This window comes from Sphingobium sp. JAI105, from assembly GCF_015752145.1.
Lineage (GTDB): Bacteria > Pseudomonadota > Alphaproteobacteria > Sphingomonadales > Sphingomonadaceae > Sphingobium > Sphingobium xenophagum.
On record NZ_JADOUC010000001.1, the window covers coordinates 283,765 to 301,876 of the forward strand.

The following is an 18,112-nucleotide window of genomic DNA, read 5'->3' on the forward strand; positions in this document are numbered from 1 at the left end:
TTTGCTGTTGTAGGTAATCAGGCCCTCAGGCCCGACGTGCTAACTTGGGGCCAGCATGGCGGCTGTCCGTGGTTTGGGAGAAACCGCACGTGCCAAAGTGCTGGCTTCCGATGGATTCATTGTCCATGCGGTAAGCTTTAGCTGCGCATTGCCACCTCGTGAGGACGCGCTCCAACGAAGTGCACCCCCCCCACGGAAAAAGCGGTCAGTAATCGTGCGTTCGCCGTCATTTACGAAGACTTCGAGGATGGATTCATCGGCGAGTATGCGCAGTTTCACGCGTCGAGACTTAAGGTCGACGGGGGCAACGTGACGGTTTGCGAAGCCATCGTGGAAGTGGGGTCCCGAACGCGTCCGATCAACGAAGACTTCATTTACCGTAGGATTGATGCCGATAACCGTCTGATAGCCTTGGTCATCTGTCAGGGCAATCACCACTTGCTCGGACGATCCGCCGTCGATGGTGAACTCAAGATCTGCCGATCCGCCCACAATGGGAAGCGAAGTCGGATTTTCGCTCAACGCAGTGGCGAAGTCCTTTCGGTCGCCATGGAGCGATGTGACTTCACGCACCGGCATCTGGACGATCCGATACCCTTCGGCGGATTTCCAGAGTGTAACCTGACGAGGCACGGTCATCAGCCCCCGCGATGGCCACGTCGGGATTGCTTCGGCGTAACGCCAGTCGTTCGCCCAACCAATCCAGATGCGGCGCGGGTCTTCCTTGGGCAGATCATTCCAGGAAACAGCCGCGTAGAAGTCTGCGCCATAGTCCATCCACTGCGCATCGCCGGGCCAGCCTTTAACGGGGGTGAACTTTGTACCGTCAAAGTCGCCGACGAAATATTGCCCCCCTGAGCCACCACCGACGGCATTGTCGCCAAGGTTGATGCCCAGCACCCAGCGTTTCTCGCCGGGAGCGCCTCCATTTACAGGCAATTCGAACAGATCCGGGCATTCCCAGTTTTTACCGCGCGCGCCGGCGGGTCCAAAGTTGCTGGCGAACGTCCATTGCCTAAGATCAGGTGAGGTGAAGATGACGGCGCGGTTCTCCAGCGCCATCACCGCGACCATGACCCAGCGCTTCGTGGCTGCATGCCAGAAGACTTTTGGATCGCGGAACTCCGGCGATCCGACACTCAGTACCTCGCCATGCACAGTCCATGTTCGCCCACGATCATTGCTGTAGGCGACATATTGCGATTGCAACTTGGCCTTGGGATTGTGGCCAGTGTAAATCGCGATCATCGGCGGCTTGCCGTTGCGGCCGAAACCGCTTGTGTTGTTCCAATCAATGACGGCACTGCCAGAGAAGGCCATAACGTCTGCGGTTTCTGGAATCGCGATCGGCAGTTCCTGCCAGCGCACCAGGTCGCGGCTGACCGCATGACCCCAGTTCATATGCCCCCAGCGATCACCATGAGGGTTATACTGATAGAACAGATGATACTCGCCATCATAGTAAACGAGCCCATTGGGATCGTTCATCCAGTTCTTCGCTGGTGCGAAGTGATAGCTTGGCCGTGGGTCGACACGCTGGGCCGAAGCCGAGGTTGCAAGAGCGGCCCCAGCCGCCAAGAGCAGAGAGATCTTCTTCATGCCGCAGCTCCACGCAAATTCATGTCTTCCAATGCAACACCGTTAGTCTCCGGCATCACCTTCCACACCCAGACGAATTGAAGCAGCATCATCCCACCGAAGAAGGCGAATACCCATCCACCGACGGCACCAGCGACCACCGGAAATAGCCATGTGATTATGGCTGCCATGACCCAGTGTGTGGTGGAACCCAGCGCCTGCCCTTTGCCGCGCACGGAGCTAGGGAAAACCTCTGAGATAAACACCCAGATCACTGCGCCTTGGCTGACCGCGAAGGCGGCGATAAAGGCGAGAAGCCCCACAAGGATCAAGGTGCCGTCCGGAATTGCACGCTCAAGTTGCCAGCCGACCAAAACCAGGGCAGCCGCACAAACTATGGAACCGACAAACAGCAGCGGCTTGCGACCGAACCTGTCGATCAGGAACAGTGCCAGCGCCGTAAACAGCAAGTTGGTGCCGCCTACCGCGACCGACTGTAGCAGCGCGCTGTCAGCACCCGCGCCTGCCAGCTCAAAAATGCGTGGTGCGTAATAAAGCAGCGCGTTAATGCCGGAGAGCTGGTTGAACATCGCAATCGCAATCGCGCAGGCAACAGGTGTGTAATGCGATATCTGGAACAGACGCGGAGCCCCTTTGGCTGCTTCGCGCATGTCCGCAGTCTCGATGCGCAGCAACTCGGCATGAGGATCGCTAAACCCAAGGCGCGTCATCGCCGCAACAGCGCGTTCGCGGTGCCCCCGCACGGCAAGCCATCTTGGACTTTCGGGAAGGACGAGTGTCACCACCAGAAACACGACGGAGGGCACCGCGACGATACCAAACATCCAGCGCCAAGCAGTCTGGGGCGGCAATATTTGCGCAATGATGTAGTTCGACAGGAACGCAATAAGGATGCCGAGCACGATGTTAAGCTGGTTCATCGCGACCAGCCGCCCACGGAAGCGCGCGGGCGACACCTCCGCGATGTAAATTGGCGTTACGACCGATGCGGCGCCGATTGCCACGCCGCCCAGAAAGCGGAAAGCAATCAAAATGTACCAGTCGTGCGCCAGCCCGGTGCCGAGTGAAGAAAGCACATAGGCGATGGCGACGGACAGCATGACTGCCTTGCGGCCATAGCGATCGGCAGGAACGCCTGCGATGAGTGAACCGAGGACGGTACCGATCAGGGCAGACGCCACGGTAAATCCCAACGATGCCTCAGTCAAAGCGAACTGAGTCTGTAGCGCGCTGGTCGCACCGGAAATCACGGCGGTGTCGAAGCCGAACAGCAGCCCGCCTAGTGCGGCACCTGCAGCGCTCATGATGACCGCAGGCGTCGCCCGCGCGTCGTCAACGACGGATGGGTCGCTAGAAATTACAACATTATGCATTGATGGCTTCCACTCTGATGGAGGGGATCTCTGTGATGGCCCAATGTGTTGGCCACTGACGCGTCGCGGTGCGATACGCGATCGCTAACGCCCCAGTTAGACCAGCGGACGATCCCGCAGTGGGGGCGGCAATATAGTCGGCCATGTCGATCGCGCGCATGCTTGCATCATAACCCGCCAGCTTATTCGTGAGTGCGCGGCGCACGCGGTCGTACATCGCCAGTTGCATTACGCCTCCACCGACGATGATGCGGTCCGGTCGCACGGTATAGGTAAGCGTTGCACACAGGCCTGCTATGTAATCGGCCTCGAAATCCCACGCTTGATGATTGCTGGGCAATATTTCTGCCGGCACGCCCCACCGCGCCTGCATTGCTGGCCCGGACGCAAGGCCCTCCAGGCAGTCACCATGGTAGGGGCAAATTCCGGCAAACTGACCGTCCCCAGGCGCGCGCGGCAATTTGATGTGGCCCACCTCCGGATGATTGGCACCTCCATGCGGCGCACTATTAATCAATAGTCCGACACCGATACCCGTGCCAACCGTTACATAACAGAAGGTGTCGAGCCCCCGCCCGCTGCCAAACAGCCGCTCACCAACTGCTGCACAGTTCACATCTGTATCGAGCGCCATGGGGGCATCGATGGTGCGGCGAAAATGCGCTAACAGGTCGACATTCTGCCAACCGGCTTTTGGCGTCGAAGTGATGCAACCGTAATCGCTCGCCACCGGGTTCAAGGAAAGCGGCCCAAAGCTGCCAATGGAAAAGGCCGAGAGCGGGCCATATTGCGCCGTCGCCTCGGTAAAGAATGCGCTCGCCGCAGCCAGTGTCTTCTCCGGCGTAGCGGTCGCTATACGCGTCTGCTTAAGCATCACGCCGTTACGATCGGAGATTGCGCATAGAAACTTGGTTCCGCCCGCCTCAATGGCACCAAGAAGCAGCGGCTCAACCATTGGTGCTCACCCCGAAACACGCGCACGCAAGCGGTAATTCAAAACAGAAAAGCACCGATCCCCTCTCCTTCACAGCCGCCACGCTTTCGCGGGTCAGGCACTAAATCTATCAATGAGACTTAGTCTGTCAAGCACATAGTGATACGCTGTCGGCACAGCATAATCCCTTTTGGTGGAGCCCGCTCGGCCCGTCAGTCTTTTTTGAAGAGGCTCGCCAGGTCCGGAGTGAAACTTGCGTGCATGGGCAGAAGGCCCGCTCCCACGGCTGCGGCGACGTTGCCAAGCGTCCCTTTTCGAATTTCCGGCGCAAAGAAGTCCGGTGGCGCATTGCTTGAAAAGTGCGCACGTAGCCCTTCGGCTATCTCTTCCAGACTTGAGGGCGGAAGCCCGCCGTCGATGATAACCGCTTCAAGGTCGAGCAGACTGTTTGCGCTCGTCATGGCGAAGGCAAGTGCCTCCACACACCGCTGCACCCAGGCGGAACGCTCCTCGGTAACAGCGTCCTGATCGAGTGCGTAGAGCGAGGCATGATGAATGAGATAGTCGGTCTTGCCCGCCGCGCAGACCGGCATTGATGCCAGCGCCCCGGCATTACCATGTCGGCCCTGATGAACCCGGCCGCCCAATACCAGCCCCCCCCCAACAAACGTACCGATGTTGACGGCTAGGAAATCCTGAAGGTCGACACCAACGCCGCACAACAGTTGCGCGAGGGCAGCGGCGTTTCCGTCGTTCTCGAAAAATGCAGGCCATGTAAGCCCAGCCTTCAGTCGATCGGCCACGTCAGCGCGGCGCCATTCGCCCGCTTGATCCACCGAGATACCAAGCTCATCGCGCCATTCGCCGAGGAACCATGGCATCGCCACACCAATACCCATGAAAGCTTCCGCATTCAGCAGGTTCTTCGACGCAAGATGCTCGTCAATGAAAGCGTCGATGTGCCGCAGCACCATTTCTATGGATGGAAAACTATCAGCATGGCGGCAGACGGCTTTGCGCGCTCCGTCAAAGTCCAGGAGTACGATAGTCGTGTCACCACGACCTACCTCGACCCCAACGGTGTATCCCCGCTTGCCGTTGATCCGGTAGATGGTAGCGGGCTGTCCCATGCCGCCGGTACGCTTACTCGCCTGGAATAGCAGGCCTTCCTCGTTTAGTTCATCGACGATGCGTACCACCGCCTGGGGCGATAGGGCTGTCACGCGAGCGAGTTCGGCTTTCGATGCGCCGTTCATACGGCGCACTGCTGACAGGATAAGTCGCTCGTTGTACCGTCGCATACCCCCAGCGTTCGTACCTCTACGCATCGTATGCACGCCGTATCCTTTTTGGAAGTCCACAACACTACCGAAGGCGCACGTTTGTCCGCCAGCTTGCCCGATAAGCCACAGCGAGGCCCTTATAAAGGGTCAGGGGCGTCTTTTTCGTAACAAGAGTTGGCGGTACATCTCTCGGTATGCAGCTACGTCGCCACTCGGGCTGCGATTTGAACGGGATGCCTGCGAAACTCACCAACGTCGGCACGGCCAAATGGCCGTCCAACCCAAAACCTTACGACTGAACATCGAATGGATGACCGGGCAATGCCGTTCGATAATCAGTCTGCGTATCCCGGCGTAAAAAGCATACAGCAGCAAAAAGGTGGATTGACAGACTAAATCACAATGATAGATTTAATGGCAGTAGGTGCCAGAGCAAGGGTTGAGATTGGGGTATGTCGATAGCCTAGTTATTTGCCATTCGAGTTGGTTGGCTCTCGACGACGCAAGTGACAGCCTCTCGTTATCTTGCTGCTCCTGCAGTTCACAGAATTCGTCCGGTGAAAGACGAGAATATTCCACTCCCAGGCTGCACACTGGGAATGGGAGGGGAGGATGTCGAGCTTTTAGCTCAGATCCTCCCCTTTTTTAGCAGTTAGGGATTCCCCTAAGCTCGACTTTGTACGATTAGGTAGTGAAGCATAGCGCTTGGGCCATACGTACGATGCGGGTTGTTGGAATATATTGCGGTTTCCGGCGGGGCGGGGAGTGTGAGTTAATGTCGCCGACCCAAAGTTGGAGTCGGATTGCGCCGATGGCGTCGCTAAATGTCAGGCTGGTTTTCCGATACCACGCGGCCGCATAGGGTGTACTGGTACTGTTGAGAAGATCACAGGCCCAGAGCGAGATGAGGCTGTATAATCCGAGCAGAGCCGGCGTGGTTCGCGCTATGGCTTTGTCGGTCCATTGGCGCTGTGTCTCGACACCCAGGTGCGCGCGGGTTTCGGCAAAGGTGACCTCGATCTGCCATCGGCGGACGTAGAGGGCGATTATCTCGGCGGGCTCGAGGCTGATGTCGGTACTGAAGAAGGCCTGCGGGCCGCGCTTTCCGTCAGGATCGCGAACCAGGACCCAGCGGACCGGCAAGACCGGAGTGCCGGGCCTGTACCATAAGGCGATGTCAGATGTGATCTCGAGCGTCTTGCCGTTGAGATGGCCATACCAGGCAGAGACGAGAATACTGGTCCAGCGTGTCGCCGGGTTGGCGAGCAGGGTCTTGAGTTTTGATAATGCTCGCCCTTTCTGCGCCGGTCGCCCCATCGTGCGTGCCGTTCGCCCCGCAGGCTGAGCAAACAAGTTGGCGTCGAGCCGCAGTCGGCTGATGAGTGTGGCCCGGCGGACGATCGCATGCGCCAGTTCGTGGACAGCAAAGCTGCTGTCGCCAATGAAAATGATCCGCCGACCCGGCAGCCAGCGAGACAGCTGCAGCGCGCCCTGCCGGGCCCAGTCCGTCAGCAATTTGTGACGACAGCCGCGTTGACGGTTCGATCGTTCCGAAGGAGCGAGCAACGTCAAGACTGGCAGTGCCTTGATCAGGCGGGTCCATGACACCGGGGTGAGCACCATGAAGCTGAGCCAGCGCAGTCCGCTGGCTTTGACGAAATGGCCGTGACTGGAGCGGACCGGGTCGCGGTAGATACCCCGTGCGGTGATCCGGCGCCCCCATCGCCGCTCAATGGTGTCGTCCATACCAATGACCACAGGACCATCGGGCACGAGCCGTTCGACCACAATGCCCAATAAACGCCTGGCAACGGCACGCGAACTCCAGCGGGCGCGATTGAGGATCTGGTGATAGGTTGCAAAGTTGGCAGCATCGGCTCGGCCGGTCACACGCAGGCAAGTCGTAACGGTCCGTTTGCCCGTGGCCAGCAGGCCGCCCATCACAAGAACAAGGACATGCTCCCAGCTGGGAGCCGTAAAGCAGGGACGCCATGCCTGCAGCCATTGGCGCAGGATCTGGGGGACGGGATCGCCGATAACGGCCTTGTTCTGGTCCAGCATTCCATGCTTCGAATCCTGACTGAAGCACGTTGCAACGCTTAGGCTGTTGCCATGCGGCGAGGTGACTCGAATATGCTGTGACCCGACGGCAGCTATGGATGCACCATGAAAGACGAGGAAATCATTCTGCGCATCGAGACGTTCGACGCGGCCAACGGCGGCGGCGTCGGATGGTATGAGGACAAGGGCGCTTACCATCTCTATCTGCTGGAAACCGAGGCACCGGTCGCCCGCCTCAAGCCTGTCGGCTCGCGCGACGAAGTCAGGCTCGGCTACTGGTCACACCGGCGGAAATGGGAAGATATCGACGATATGGGCGGATGCGTCTTGCCACTCGATCAAGCCCTCGACCACATCGCTGAAAACAGCATCTTCTGGACCTGGACCTGACCAAAAACGTACAAAGTCGAGCTTAGAGCCTGATTCAAAATTATCGGGCGTGATTTGATGGCCTTGCGATGCGGCGTGCGAAGAGCTGGATCGAGGCGATGAAGAGCCATGCGGTAGCCGATGCGATGGTCTGTTCAAAGTCCTTGGCGAGGCGGCGATTGCGGTTCAGCCAGGCGAGGGTTCGCTCGACGACCCAGCGTCGCGGGAGAATGACAAACCCCTTTGCGGCATCCGACCGTTTGACGATCTCGATGGTCCATTTGCCGATCCGGCGCAGCGCGTCCCTGAGTTTGTCACCGGCATAGCCACCATCGGCGAAGACATGGCGCAGCCACGGGAAGCGCCTGATGATCTCGGCCAGCACCAGCGGAGCGCCGTCACGGTCTTGGATGTCGGCGGTGTGGACTACGGCATGGACGAGATTGCCGTCGGTATCCGTCAGGATATGGCGCTTGCGCCCCTTTGTCTTCTTGCCCGCGTCATAACCCCGTGGCCCGCCGCTTTCCGTGGTTTTGACGCTCTGGCTGTCGATCACGCCGGCGCTGGGCGAGCCCTGGCGGCCTGCAGCTTCGCGCCCGATCAGCAGCAGGGTATGGTTTAACGACAACCACAGCCTGCTGTCCCGCCACAGATAGAACCAACGCCGCACCGTCGAGACCGGCGGAAAACACGGCGGAAGCATCCGCCACGGGAGGCCGCCACGCAACAGATACAGGATCGCCTCGACAATCCGCCTGAGCGGCCACTTGCGCGGACGCCCTACATGCGAGGGCGGCGGAAAGAACGGCTCGAGCAGCGCCCATTCGGCATCGGTCAAATCGCTTGGCAAAGCCAAGTCCGCACGGGCATACTGCGCCCGAGTGGTGTCGGTCCACATCGTTGATTTCCTTTGGTTTGTCGCAAAACCGCTGAATCAACGAAAGGGCACGCCGTCAAGCTAACCCGCTGATACCACTCAACTTAATTTCGGATCAGGCTCTAAAAACAGTAAGGTGCCTCAATGTCGGCCTCCATAATGCACTGGTATGTCTGCTTTCCTCTGTTCTCTTCTCGAATCCCGCCGGTCCGCTAGGTCCCAGATTCGGCCGAAAAACAACCGAACCGAATCACACCAATCCCAAAATTTGAAGCGCAGGGGATAAGGTGGTTCAGCCGTTCATTGAAGCGCTCAGCAAGTGATCGAAGCATGGAGAGGTGAGGGGGGTCCGTGTAGGCTGGGGATAGGGAATGCCGATCGTAGGAATAAATCTGGCGAAGATGGAGATTTTTTGATATACATTGCAACTCGGATATCAGCGAGAGGTGAAAGATGCAGGTAGCCAAATGGGGTAATAGCCTGGCCGTCCGACTGCCCGCCGCCATCGTGGAGGCGCTGGGATTACAGGAAGGAGACGACATCGTGTTCCATGTCTCCGACCCCCATAATATGGGTGTCGTCCGATCGCCTCGTCGGGATGAGATGCTGCAACGCTTACATTCTTTTCGTGGACGCCTGCCCGCCGACTTCAAATTCGACCGGGACGAGGTGAATGCCAGGTAGTTTCCTCGATACCAATGTACTGATCTATCTGGCTTCCGGCGATGAGGGCAAATCCGGGCGGGTCGAAGCGTTGCTCGCCACGCAATGCACGCTCAGCGTGCAGGTGCTCAACGAGTTCGCCAACGTAGCCCGGCGCAAGATGGGTTTCGACTGGGTCGAGGTTCGGGATTTTCTCGCAATCGTCCGCGCCCTTACGGTCATCGTGCCGATGGGAATCGAAACGCATGATGAAGGCCTACGCCTGAGCGAGCGTTATCGCCTCTCTATTTATGACGCCATGATCGTCAGCGCGGCGCTGCTGGCGCAATGTGACACGCTCTGGTCGGAAGACATGCAGGACGGATTGGTGGTCGAGGATCGGCTGACCATCCGCAATCCCTTTGCGACCGGCGCGGGGCCGCAATGACGCGCGCACAGGCACCGATGAACAGAGAAGGAGCAAGTTGGCTTGCGGCGGCCATGAAGTGTGCGCTGACAAGAGGCGTCGCGAGCAGCGCCGTTGGCCATGCTTTCGATCAACGCGCCGGAGCGTACTGATGCGTACCAGCCTCGATCACCTGCCCGCCTGGAAACAGCGTGAATTGCGCGATGACGTAAGGATGATTCTTGAGCGGTTCGAGGACGCGCACACGCGACAGGCGACGCAATGGAAGAAGAAGGGGCGCATCCATCAGATTATCCTCTATGGTAGCCATGCTCGGGAAGACTGGGTGTATGAGCCGCATACCGCCAAAGGCTATTGCTCCGACTTCGATCTGCTAATCGTCGTCAATCACAAGCAGGTCGCCGAACATGGCGATTTCTGGAATGGTCTTCGCACAGAGTTCGACCGCATGCGCCGCGCACGGCGGCTCAAGACACCTGTCGGCATCATTGTTCATACGCGACAAGAAGTTCACCGATCGCTGGCGGAAGCGCGCTACTTTTTTGTCGACGTGGAACGTGAAGGCATATTCCTTTATCAGGATGATGACAGGCCGCTTCCCAAGCCGCGGCCGCAAACACCTGAATCCAGGCTGAGGTTTGCGCGGGAATATTTTTTTGATTGGCTTAAGGGTGCGGGAGAGTTTTACGACGATTACGTCTCAAATTATCAAAAAGTTAGACTGAACAAAGCAGCTTACGAGCTTCATCAAAGTGTGGAGCATCTTTATCATACAATTTTGTTGGTGAAGACGTTGTATACGCCTCACGTGCATAATATTCGCTACCTGCGCGATGAAGCGGCGAAACTCGATCGGCGACTTGTTCATGTGTGGCCTGAAGATAGCCAATGGCAGCGGGCCGCTTTCAACCTTTTAAAAGAAGCTTATGTGAAGGCGCGTTATTCCAAGCGCTACGCTATCAGTGTCGATCAGTTGCATTGGCTAGGGGAGCAAGCGCAGGAACTGGCGCGCGTGGTCCAGACCGTCTGTCAGGAGTACATCGCGGAGTTGGAGCAGATCGTTGCGGAAACGGGCAAGGGCGGTAACCAGACCTTGGGCGCACGCAATGCAACCCGTGCGGTTGGATAACGGCATCATGAAGAGCGGCATCGATCATCTCCCGGGCTGGAAACAGAATGAGCTGGAGCGGGCTTTGCGGATGATCTTCGAAGAATTCGAGGATGCCCTCGCCAATGCCGAGAATGACTGGAAGAAACGGGCAGAAATCGTCAAGATCATCCTGTTCGGTAGCCACGCGCGGGGCGATTGGGTCTACGAGCCTCATACCAAAGTCGGCAAACATTCCGACTATGATATCCTGATCATCGTCAACGACGAGCGGCTGGCCGATTGGGAAACCTATTGGGCTAATCTCAGCAAGCGCTTCCGTCTCGAATATCTCATTACCCGTAAGTTCATGTCGCCGGTGCAGTTCTTCGTTCATTCGCTGGATCAGGTAAACGACATGCTGAGTCATGGGCGTTATTTCTTCATGGATATAGCGCGCGAAGGCATTGTTATTTATGAATCGGATGGGACAAAGCTAACGGAACCGCAGCCAAAGACGCCTACTCAAGCCTTGCATATGGCACGCGAATATTACGAGCGATGGATTCCGAGTGCGCGCGAGTATTATGATGATTTTATTTCAAACTATGAGCGCGGAAGGTGGAACAAATCGGCATTAGAACTACACCAATGCGTCGAACGGCTATATCATGGCCTGCTACTAGTACAGACTTTCTATACCCCATACACTCATGATCTTGTGAAACTCCGGGGGCAAGCGGAACAGATTGATGCCCGGGTGAGTGAAGCATGGCCCCGTCACCGCAGGGAAGACGTCGATGCCTATGAGAAACTTCAGGAAGCCTATGTGAAGGCCCGCTACATCAAGGACTTCCACATCAAACGTGAGCAACTGGAATGGCTGGGCGCCCGCACCGAAATCCTGACGCGCCTGGTCGAGGCGTCATGCACGGAACGCCTCACTGAGCTTGAACGGGCGATCAATCCCCTCTGACTTCGCCACGCCTGAAGGCGGCGCCAGTTCTGGCGGCAGGCCAAAAGATAAGGCGAAGATTTTCACGCCGAATAAAGAACATTGCATCCCGATGTTTAATCGGCACAATAGAAATGCGGTCTGGAATAGCTGGCAACCACGCCGTAGGGTTTTCCTTGCCAAGCATGACGCGCGCCGTTCACAGGATCAGGCGACTATCCTTGCGAAGCTGACCGCCCGGTAACACCGGGCCGTTCGGTGTTGCTGCCTGGGCCGCGCGCATGTCTCTGCTGGATTTCCGATTATCTGTTTCGTCGCGTCTGTGGCGGGGCGTTGCGTCGTGAGTCCACCATCACGCATCAATGGTGGAAGACCGGTGGCCTTTTCGTCTTCCTGCGAGCAGGATGAGCTTAGTCGGCTGTTCCAGTCGGAGGCGCCGCGCCTTCATCGCTATTTTCATCGAAAGACGGGAGATAATGACGCAGCAGCCGATCTGGTGCAGGACACGTTCGTCAACATGGCCGCGCGGTCCCCGGCGGGCATTATCAATCCGGCAGCGTATCTCCAAAGGATCGCGCGAAACCTGCTTGTGGATTGCTTTCGGAAACGACGCCGTTTCGGAAATGACGCCATCCCTTTGGAAGAATGCGACGTCACTGTCCCGCCGCTTCAGGAGGAGATTTCGCGCTACCGGCAGGCTATCGACGGCTTGAGCGAAAAGACGCGGGTCATATTCCTGTTTCAGCGAATGCATGGTCTGACGTATAAGGAGATCAGTCACAGGCTGGGCATCAGCGTCTCGACAGTGGAGTACCATATGATGCGTGCTCTCGTTCATATCGATCAGGCTTTGGAGGAACTGTGACCCACAAGGAGAGGCAGCGACTCCGCGAGGAAGCTGCGATGTGGTTCGCGCGGATGTTGCGCCCGGATGCCATGCAGCACCGGGATGTGTTCGAGGCATGGCTAGACGCTGATGCGATGCATGGCGAAGCCTACCGCCGTATTGAACGAAGATATGAGGCCTCGGGCATCGTGGCGCAATCGGGCAGAAAGGGCGTCGGCATCTCTTCATCCTGGCGCCGTTGGATTGCGCCGACAGGCTGGGGGCTGGCGGGCGTTGGGGGAGGGCTGGCCGCCGCCGCCGTCATGCTACTCGCGTTGTCGAGCGCAATAATCGTGCTTCTCGGGCCGGATGCCGCCCACAGAGTTGGTCCACGGCCTGCTGCCTTGCCGGCTAGCGTTGATGAGGCCAGTTCCTACCGCGTTGATAGCCATGTCGGGGAGATACGCACAATAAAGCTGGCGGATGGTTCAAAGGTCACGCTGGATAGCGCAGCCCGCCTTTTTGTCGCCTTTGATGGGCATGAGCGGCGGATATCGCTGGCACGAGGGCGCGCGCGTTTCGAAGTCGCGCACGACGTGCGCCCATTTGTTGTCACCGCCGGTAACGGCGCGATCACCGCCCGGGGCACGGTATTTGACGTCGATCTCAATGCGCCGGGCAGGGTGGAAGTTGTTCTTTTGCGCGGCGCGATCGACGTGAATGTGCGTGATGGCGCACGGGCGTTGCCGGTGCGTCGATTGCGGCCGAATGAGAAGACCGCATTCGGGCCGACTGGCTTCGTTGGAGAGCCTTGGCCGATATCGCGGGTCGTCGCAGATTGGCCTGATGGTCTTCTGGACGTTGACGCACTTCCGCTGCCCATCCTGCTGCGCGAAGCCAACAGATACGCCACGGTGCCGATAGTGATCGGTGCGCCTGAACTCGAATCGCTTAAGGTTTCCGGGCGATTTCGTGTCGATCGCCCCGACCTGTTGACGCAAAATCTGGCCGATCTGTTTGACTTGGCGGTGGATCGCAGCCGCGCCGATCGGATCAGCCTGAGAAAAAAAATTTAACGGTGCCGAAAATGCCGACTAAGGAGAAAAGGTCTTTTGGCCGTCGATCTCTTTGACACGTGGGTGCATCAAAGGGGATCGGAATGGGAAGTCGTCTGCCGTTCAACAGTCTTGAAGCCATAGTCTATGCGAGCGTAGCGGTCCTTTCTCCCGCCACCCTGCTTGCACAATCGGATATCGTTCTGCGTTTCGATATGCCGTCACAGCCCCTTGATCGGGCGTTGCGGCAAGTTGCTCGCCAGACGGGTGCTGAGATTATGTTCACACCCAATCAGGTTGCAGGCGTGCTGGCTCCTCGACTGACTGGCGAAATGACCGCCATACAGGCTGTCGAGCAGCTGATTGCGACCACCGGGCTTGTCGCGGAGAAATCAGCCAGCGCGATCGTGATTCGGGGGGGAGGCCGCCCGGCAGCCGAAAATTCCGGCCAGGATGTGCCGGGAACGGGCGGAATCATTGTCACCGGTTCACGCATCCGGGGGGCGGCTGTGGCGTCCCCTACCACCGTCATGACCCGGGACGATATCCGCAGGGCGGGTCAGTCCAATCTTGGCGAAGCGATGCGCTCGCTGCCGCAGAACTTCAACGGAGGGCAGAATCCGGGGGTTGGCATGGGCGCCGGAGGATCACCCGACAACATCAATGTGAGTTCGGGCGCGACCTTCAATCTGCGCGGGATCGGCCAGGACGCGACCCTGACTTTGCTCAATGGGCATCGGGTCGCCTATAATGCGGCCAATCAAGGCGTCGATGTTTCCGCCATTCCCCTTGCCGCCATTGAGCGCATGGAGGTGGTAAGCGACGGTTCGTCGGCCCTGTACGGCTCGGATGCGGTCGGCGGGGTCGTCAATATCATCCTGCGGCGGGACTTCGAAGGTGTCTGGACCAGCGCGAGGCTCGGCACTTCGACCGATGGCGGCGGCTTTCAGCAGCAATATAGCGTGGTTGGCGGCAAGACATGGAATGGCGGCGGCCTGATCGCGACTTATGATTTTGGGCGCGATACCGCAATCAGGGCAGGTCGCCGATCCTATGGGTCAGACTTGAACCCGGATCAGACCCTCGTGCCGTTCATGCGCCGCCATAGCGCCATCATCAGCGCACATCAGGAGGTTTTTTCGGACCTCGACTTCAATGTCGATGCGACATTCAATGCCCGGCGGTCGCACTATGAGACGCCGCTCAATCCCGTCGGTCCACTATCCGACTTCGGATTGTCAGGATTTGGAAACTCGACATCCTATTCCATTGCTCCTTCACTCAATTATCGATTTGCCCCGGACTGGCGCCTGACATTGCTCGGCGTTTATGGTGAAGACAAAAGCCGGTACGGATCGGACCTGTTTGTCGCCGGGACGAATATCAGTCCGACGCGGGGCTGCTATTGCAACACCCTCACCAATGCCGACCTCTCCGTCGAGGGGCCGATCGCACAACTGCCAGGGGGTGCAGCGCGGTTGGCTGTGGGCGGCGGTTATCGAGAAATCGGCTTCCATGCCTTCCGTACGCAGGGCAGTGCGCAGAGCGTCAACGAACAGCAAAATGTATACTACGCCTTTGGCGAACTCTATCTGCCAATCGTTTCCAAGGATCAAAATCTGGAAGGCATATCGAGTCTTTCGTTGAGCGGGGCACTGCGGTACGAAAATTACGCAGGGATTGATCGGATCGTTACGCCCAAAGTCGGTCTGGTCTATGCGCCCGTGGCCGATATTCGCTTCAAGGCGACATGGGGGAAGTCGTTCCGCGCGCCAACCCTCTATCAGCAATATGCTGTGCAATATGCTTCTCTTTATCCGGCAGCTTCGCTCGGCGGTTCGTCGTTTCCATCCAACAGCAGCGCCCTCCTGCTCGATGGCGCGAACACCGATCTCAAGTCGGAACGGGCGACGAGTTGGACGGTGACGGCTGAAATCACCCCGGCATCATGGTCAGGCTTCCATGCCGAACTGAGCTATTACCATATCGACTACAGGGATCGCGTCGCAGCGCCCATCAGCGGCATTCAATCCGCGCTCGTGAATCAGGCCTATCGTCAACTCGTGACATATGCGCCGACGCTCGATGCGGTTACAGGAATTGTTGCGAATCCCGCCTATATCTTTAGCGACTATACGGGATCGGCCTTCGATCCATCGGCCGTCGTTGCCATCGTGGACAACCGTAGCCGGAACATTGCACGCCAGATTATACAGGGCGTAGACCTGTCGCTACGCTACAAGATGGAAACGGCAAGGTCAGGGGCGTTCACCGTTCAGGGGAACATAACCTATTTGGACAGTAAACAGCGCCTCGTCCCTGGAGAGGAGGCCCAAGACATAGCCGGCGTTATTTTCTACCCGCCCCATGTCCGCGGTCGGGCCAGCCTGCTTTGGGACAAGGGTCCGATGTCGCTTGCTGCCTATGTCAACTATGTCGGCGGCCTCAGCGACGAACGCGCTGCCGCCGCGACGCGCGTTTCCGGCATGACTACGCTGGATCTCAGTGCAGCCTATAAGGTCGAGGCGGGGGCGGGGGTGCTGCGGGACATGGAGATACTCGTCTCCCTCCAAAACATCGGCAACAAAAAACCGGACCTGATCCGGACATCTGCAAGCTATTTCCCGCCGTATGACTCGACCAACTATTCTCCGGTTGGTCGCTTTGTCAGTCTCACCATCAGCAAAAGCTGGTGATCCCATGTTTTCCAGACATAATGCGGCCACGATCGGCGTGCTTTGGCTTGCGCTTGGCCTCCTCGTCGGCGGTCCCGTCCGCGCCTCGACCTCCTGCTCGACTCTGACACCGCCAATCGCGCTCGTCCCGGAGCGTCCATCGCGGGATATTTCGGCGGACGATCTGGCACGACTACGGGACATTGGCATGCCTGGCTACTCCGTGCCGGATCAGTCGCCGTTCACGATATCACCCGACCATAAGATGGTGGCTTTCACCATCCGACAGGCCGATCCGCTCGCCAATTCCTATTGTCAGGGACTGTATGTCGCAGACTTGACGAAGCCGGGCAGTGCGCGGCAGGTCGATGGGGGCGGCGAGGTCATCTATTACACCATCAATGATTTGCGCGGCCTGGTAAATCCGTCCGGCACCCCGGCTATCATAACCCCGGCATGGTCACCCGATGGGCGATGGATCGCCTATCTCAAGCGCACGAATCATGTGTCGCAGATTTGGCGTGTCCGGGCTGACGGTTCGTCCGCCAAAGCCGTCACCACACTCGACGTCGATGCGGAGGCGGTTGCCTGGTCGAGCGATGGAAGCCACCTTATCTTTTCCATTCGCCCGGCATTGGCTGATTTGCGCCGCAAGATCGACGAGGAGGGGCGTGGTGGCTATCGACAGGACAAGCGGGTTGATCTGCCCCCACCGAGTGGACCGATTGGTTTGTTAGTGCATTAAGCTCATCGCCGCCATATCCGGGTGGAGGTGGAGCGAAGCGGAACCGGAGGCCGGATATGGCGGTGTCGCCGTTTCCGGGGCCGGTGGTCGATAGCCCAGGCTGCTATGCGGGCGGACGGTGTTGTAATGCCGCCGCCAGGCTTCGATCAGCACTTTGGCCTCGGCAAGGCTGTAGAAGATCTCGCCGTTGAGCAGTTCGTCGCGAAGCGACCCGTTGAAGCTTTCGTTATAGCCATTCTCCCATGGTGAACCCGGCGTGATGTAGAGCGTCTTCACGCCGATCTGCCCCAACCATTTCTGGACGGCAGTCGCGATAAATTCGCTGCCATTATCGGACCGTATATGCGCCGGTGGCCCGCGCGAGATGAACAGGTCGGCGAGCGCTGCCAGAACATCCTCATGCTTGAGCTGCCGCGCGACGATGAGCGCCAGGCACTCCCTGCTGGCCTCGTCGATGATCGTCAAAATGCGGAACTTGCGCCCGTCATGCGTGCGCCCTTCGACGAAGTCGTAGGCCCATACATGACCTGGATATTCGGGCCGCAGGCGGATACAGGATCCGTCGTTGAGCCATAGGCGTCCGCGCTTTGGCTGGCGCAGCGGAACCTTCAGCCCCTCACGCCGCCAGATCCGCTCAACGCGTTTATGGTTCACCGTCCATCCCGCATGGCACAGCAATGCCGTCACCCGGCGGTAGCCATAGCGACCATATTGCTTCGCCAAAGCGATGATATCCTCTGTCAGTGCCTGTTCGTCATCCGCCCCGCGCGGCACCTTGCGCTGTGTCGATCGATGCTGACCCAGCACCCGGCATATCCGTCGCTCGGACACCGGAAGCTCTTGTCGCAAATGATCGATGCAGCGCCGCCGCCGCGCAGGGCTCAGAAGTTTCCCTTGGCAGCCTCCTGCAGGATCAACTTGTCCAGCGTCAGGTCCGAAATCGCCCGGCGAAGACGCTGGTTCTCTTTCTCCAAATCCTTCATCCGCCGCGCCTGGTCGGTCTTCAGCCCGCCATATTCCTTCCGCCAGCGATAATAGGTCTGCTCGCTGACCGCGATCCGCCGGCAGGCCTCCGCTGTCGAGGCCCCCTGCGCCAGCACAATCTCAACTTCACGCAGCTTGCCGATAATCTCTTCCGGCTTGTGCTTCTTGCTCGGCATTCATTTTCCCCTTCGTGGTCCAGACTATCATAGTCTCTGGGCCA

General features: G+C 58.4%; 17 protein-coding genes and 1 pseudogene. 10 read left to right on the top strand and 8 right to left on the bottom strand.

All coding sequences use genetic code 11. From position 1 onward, the window contains the following. Window positions 1-39: 39 nt before the first annotated feature. The 5 genes from IWY39_RS01170 to IWY39_RS01190 form a co-directional block, all read right to left on the bottom strand. Entirely contained in the window at window positions 40-1,599 is a 1,560-nt protein-coding gene (locus tag IWY39_RS01170; protein WP_107126418.1) for a glycoside hydrolase family 32 protein, read from the bottom strand. Then, a complete protein-coding gene (locus IWY39_RS01175) occupies window positions 1,596-2,972 on the bottom strand; it encodes a sugar porter family MFS transporter (RefSeq protein WP_107126419.1) in 1,377 nt (458 codons plus the stop codon). The genes IWY39_RS01170 and IWY39_RS01175 overlap by 4 nt, the downstream gene beginning before the upstream one ends. Next, window positions 2,965-3,927: an ROK family protein gene (locus IWY39_RS01180; RefSeq protein WP_107126420.1), complete on the bottom strand. Its 963-nt coding sequence runs from the start codon at window positions 3,925-3,927 to the stop codon at window positions 2,965-2,967. The genes IWY39_RS01175 and IWY39_RS01180 overlap by 8 nt, the downstream gene beginning before the upstream one ends. A gap of 191 nt (window positions 3,928-4,118) precedes the next feature. Then, window positions 4,119-5,234 (bottom strand): ROK family transcriptional regulator, encoded by a 1,116-nt coding sequence (locus tag IWY39_RS01185; protein WP_107126421.1) that lies wholly within the window; start codon window positions 5,232-5,234, stop codon window positions 4,119-4,121. Window positions 5,235-5,873: 639 nt separating this feature from the next. Further along, window positions 5,874-7,250 (bottom strand): IS701 family transposase, encoded by a 1,377-nt coding sequence (locus IWY39_RS01190; protein ID WP_196871309.1) that lies wholly within the window; start codon window positions 7,248-7,250, stop codon window positions 5,874-5,876. Window positions 7,251-7,355: 105 nt separating this feature from the next. Between IWY39_RS01190 and IWY39_RS01195 the strand changes: the two genes are divergently transcribed. Then, window positions 7,356-7,640 carry a hypothetical protein gene (locus tag IWY39_RS01195; protein WP_196871310.1) on the top strand — a complete coding sequence of 95 codons (285 nt, stop codon included), beginning with the start codon at window positions 7,356-7,358 and terminating at the stop codon, window positions 7,638-7,640. A gap of 40 nt (window positions 7,641-7,680) precedes the next feature. On the opposite strand, the gene IWY39_RS01200 is transcribed toward IWY39_RS01195, so the two are convergent. Beyond that, the gene (locus IWY39_RS01200; RefSeq protein ID WP_107125139.1) at window positions 7,681-8,517 is read right to left on the bottom strand and encodes an IS5 family transposase; all 837 of its coding nucleotides are present in this window, start codon (window positions 8,515-8,517) and stop codon (window positions 7,681-7,683) included. Between the two features lie 432 nt (window positions 8,518-8,949). On the opposite strand from IWY39_RS01200, the gene IWY39_RS01205 reads away from it, so the two are divergent. The 4 genes from IWY39_RS01205 to IWY39_RS01220 all read left to right on the top strand — a co-directional run bounded on the left by IWY39_RS01205 (window position 8,950) and on the right by IWY39_RS01220 (window position 11,628). Then, window positions 8,950-9,180 carry an AbrB/MazE/SpoVT family DNA-binding domain-containing protein gene (locus IWY39_RS01205; protein ID WP_107126584.1) on the top strand — a complete coding sequence of 77 codons (231 nt, stop codon included), beginning with the start codon at window positions 8,950-8,952 and terminating at the stop codon, window positions 9,178-9,180. Then, window positions 9,170-9,586: a PIN domain-containing protein gene (locus IWY39_RS01210; RefSeq protein ID WP_107126583.1), complete on the top strand. Its 417-nt coding sequence runs from the start codon at window positions 9,170-9,172 to the stop codon at window positions 9,584-9,586. The genes IWY39_RS01205 and IWY39_RS01210 overlap by 11 nt, the downstream gene beginning before the upstream one ends. A gap of 130 nt (window positions 9,587-9,716) precedes the next feature. Next, window positions 9,717-10,694 (top strand): nucleotidyltransferase and HEPN domain-containing protein, encoded by a 978-nt coding sequence (locus tag IWY39_RS01215; RefSeq protein WP_196871311.1) that lies wholly within the window; start codon window positions 9,717-9,719, stop codon window positions 10,692-10,694. Between the two features lie 7 nt (window positions 10,695-10,701). Then, window positions 10,702-11,628, top strand: coding sequence for a HEPN domain-containing protein (locus tag IWY39_RS01220; RefSeq protein ID WP_107126581.1), 927 nt, complete (start codon window positions 10,702-10,704; stop codon window positions 11,626-11,628). Here the strand turns inward: IWY39_RS01220 and IWY39_RS01225 are convergent. Next, window positions 11,615-11,794, bottom strand: coding sequence for a hypothetical protein (locus IWY39_RS01225; RefSeq protein ID WP_196871312.1), 180 nt, complete (start codon window positions 11,792-11,794; stop codon window positions 11,615-11,617). The two genes, IWY39_RS01220 and IWY39_RS01225, sit on opposite strands and share 14 nt — an antisense overlap. Before the next feature lie 189 nt (window positions 11,795-11,983). Here IWY39_RS01225 and IWY39_RS01230 point away from each other — a divergent pair, with 189 nt between their 5' ends. The 5 genes and pseudogenes from IWY39_RS01230 to IWY39_RS01245 all read left to right on the top strand — a co-directional run bounded on the left by IWY39_RS01230 (window position 11,984) and on the right by IWY39_RS01245 (window position 16,908). Further along, window positions 11,984-12,472, top strand: coding sequence for an RNA polymerase sigma factor (locus IWY39_RS01230; RefSeq protein ID WP_181316906.1), 489 nt, complete (start codon window positions 11,984-11,986; stop codon window positions 12,470-12,472). After that, window positions 12,469-13,509 (top strand): FecR family protein, encoded by a 1,041-nt coding sequence (locus IWY39_RS01235; protein WP_107126579.1) that lies wholly within the window; start codon window positions 12,469-12,471, stop codon window positions 13,507-13,509. The genes IWY39_RS01230 and IWY39_RS01235 overlap by 4 nt, the downstream gene beginning before the upstream one ends. Window positions 13,510-14,018: 509 nt before the next feature. Next, window positions 14,019-14,294: pseudogene (locus IWY39_RS24515) on the top strand (TonB-dependent receptor plug domain-containing protein); the annotation flags it as partial. A 156-nt stretch (window positions 14,295-14,450) separates the two neighbouring features. After that, a complete protein-coding gene (locus IWY39_RS23955; protein ID WP_261377718.1) occupies window positions 14,451-16,184 on the top strand; it encodes a TonB-dependent receptor plug domain-containing protein in 1,734 nt (577 codons plus the stop codon). A gap of 4 nt (window positions 16,185-16,188) precedes the next feature. After that, on the top strand, window positions 16,189-16,908 hold the full coding sequence (locus tag IWY39_RS01245; protein WP_181316905.1) for a PD40 domain-containing protein: 720 nt from the start codon (window positions 16,189-16,191) through the stop codon (window positions 16,906-16,908). Here the strand turns inward: IWY39_RS01245 and IWY39_RS01250 are convergent. Next, window positions 16,897-18,068, bottom strand: a protein-coding gene (locus IWY39_RS01250) for an IS3 family transposase (RefSeq protein ID WP_107124077.1) whose coding sequence is annotated in 2 segments (ribosomal slippage) — window positions 16,897-17,804 and window positions 17,804-18,068 — 1,173 coding nt in all. Because the reading frame shifts where the segments join, the coding sequence is not laid out codon by codon here. The two genes, IWY39_RS01245 and IWY39_RS01250, sit on opposite strands and share 12 nt — an antisense overlap. Window positions 18,069-18,112 lie beyond the last annotated feature (44 nt).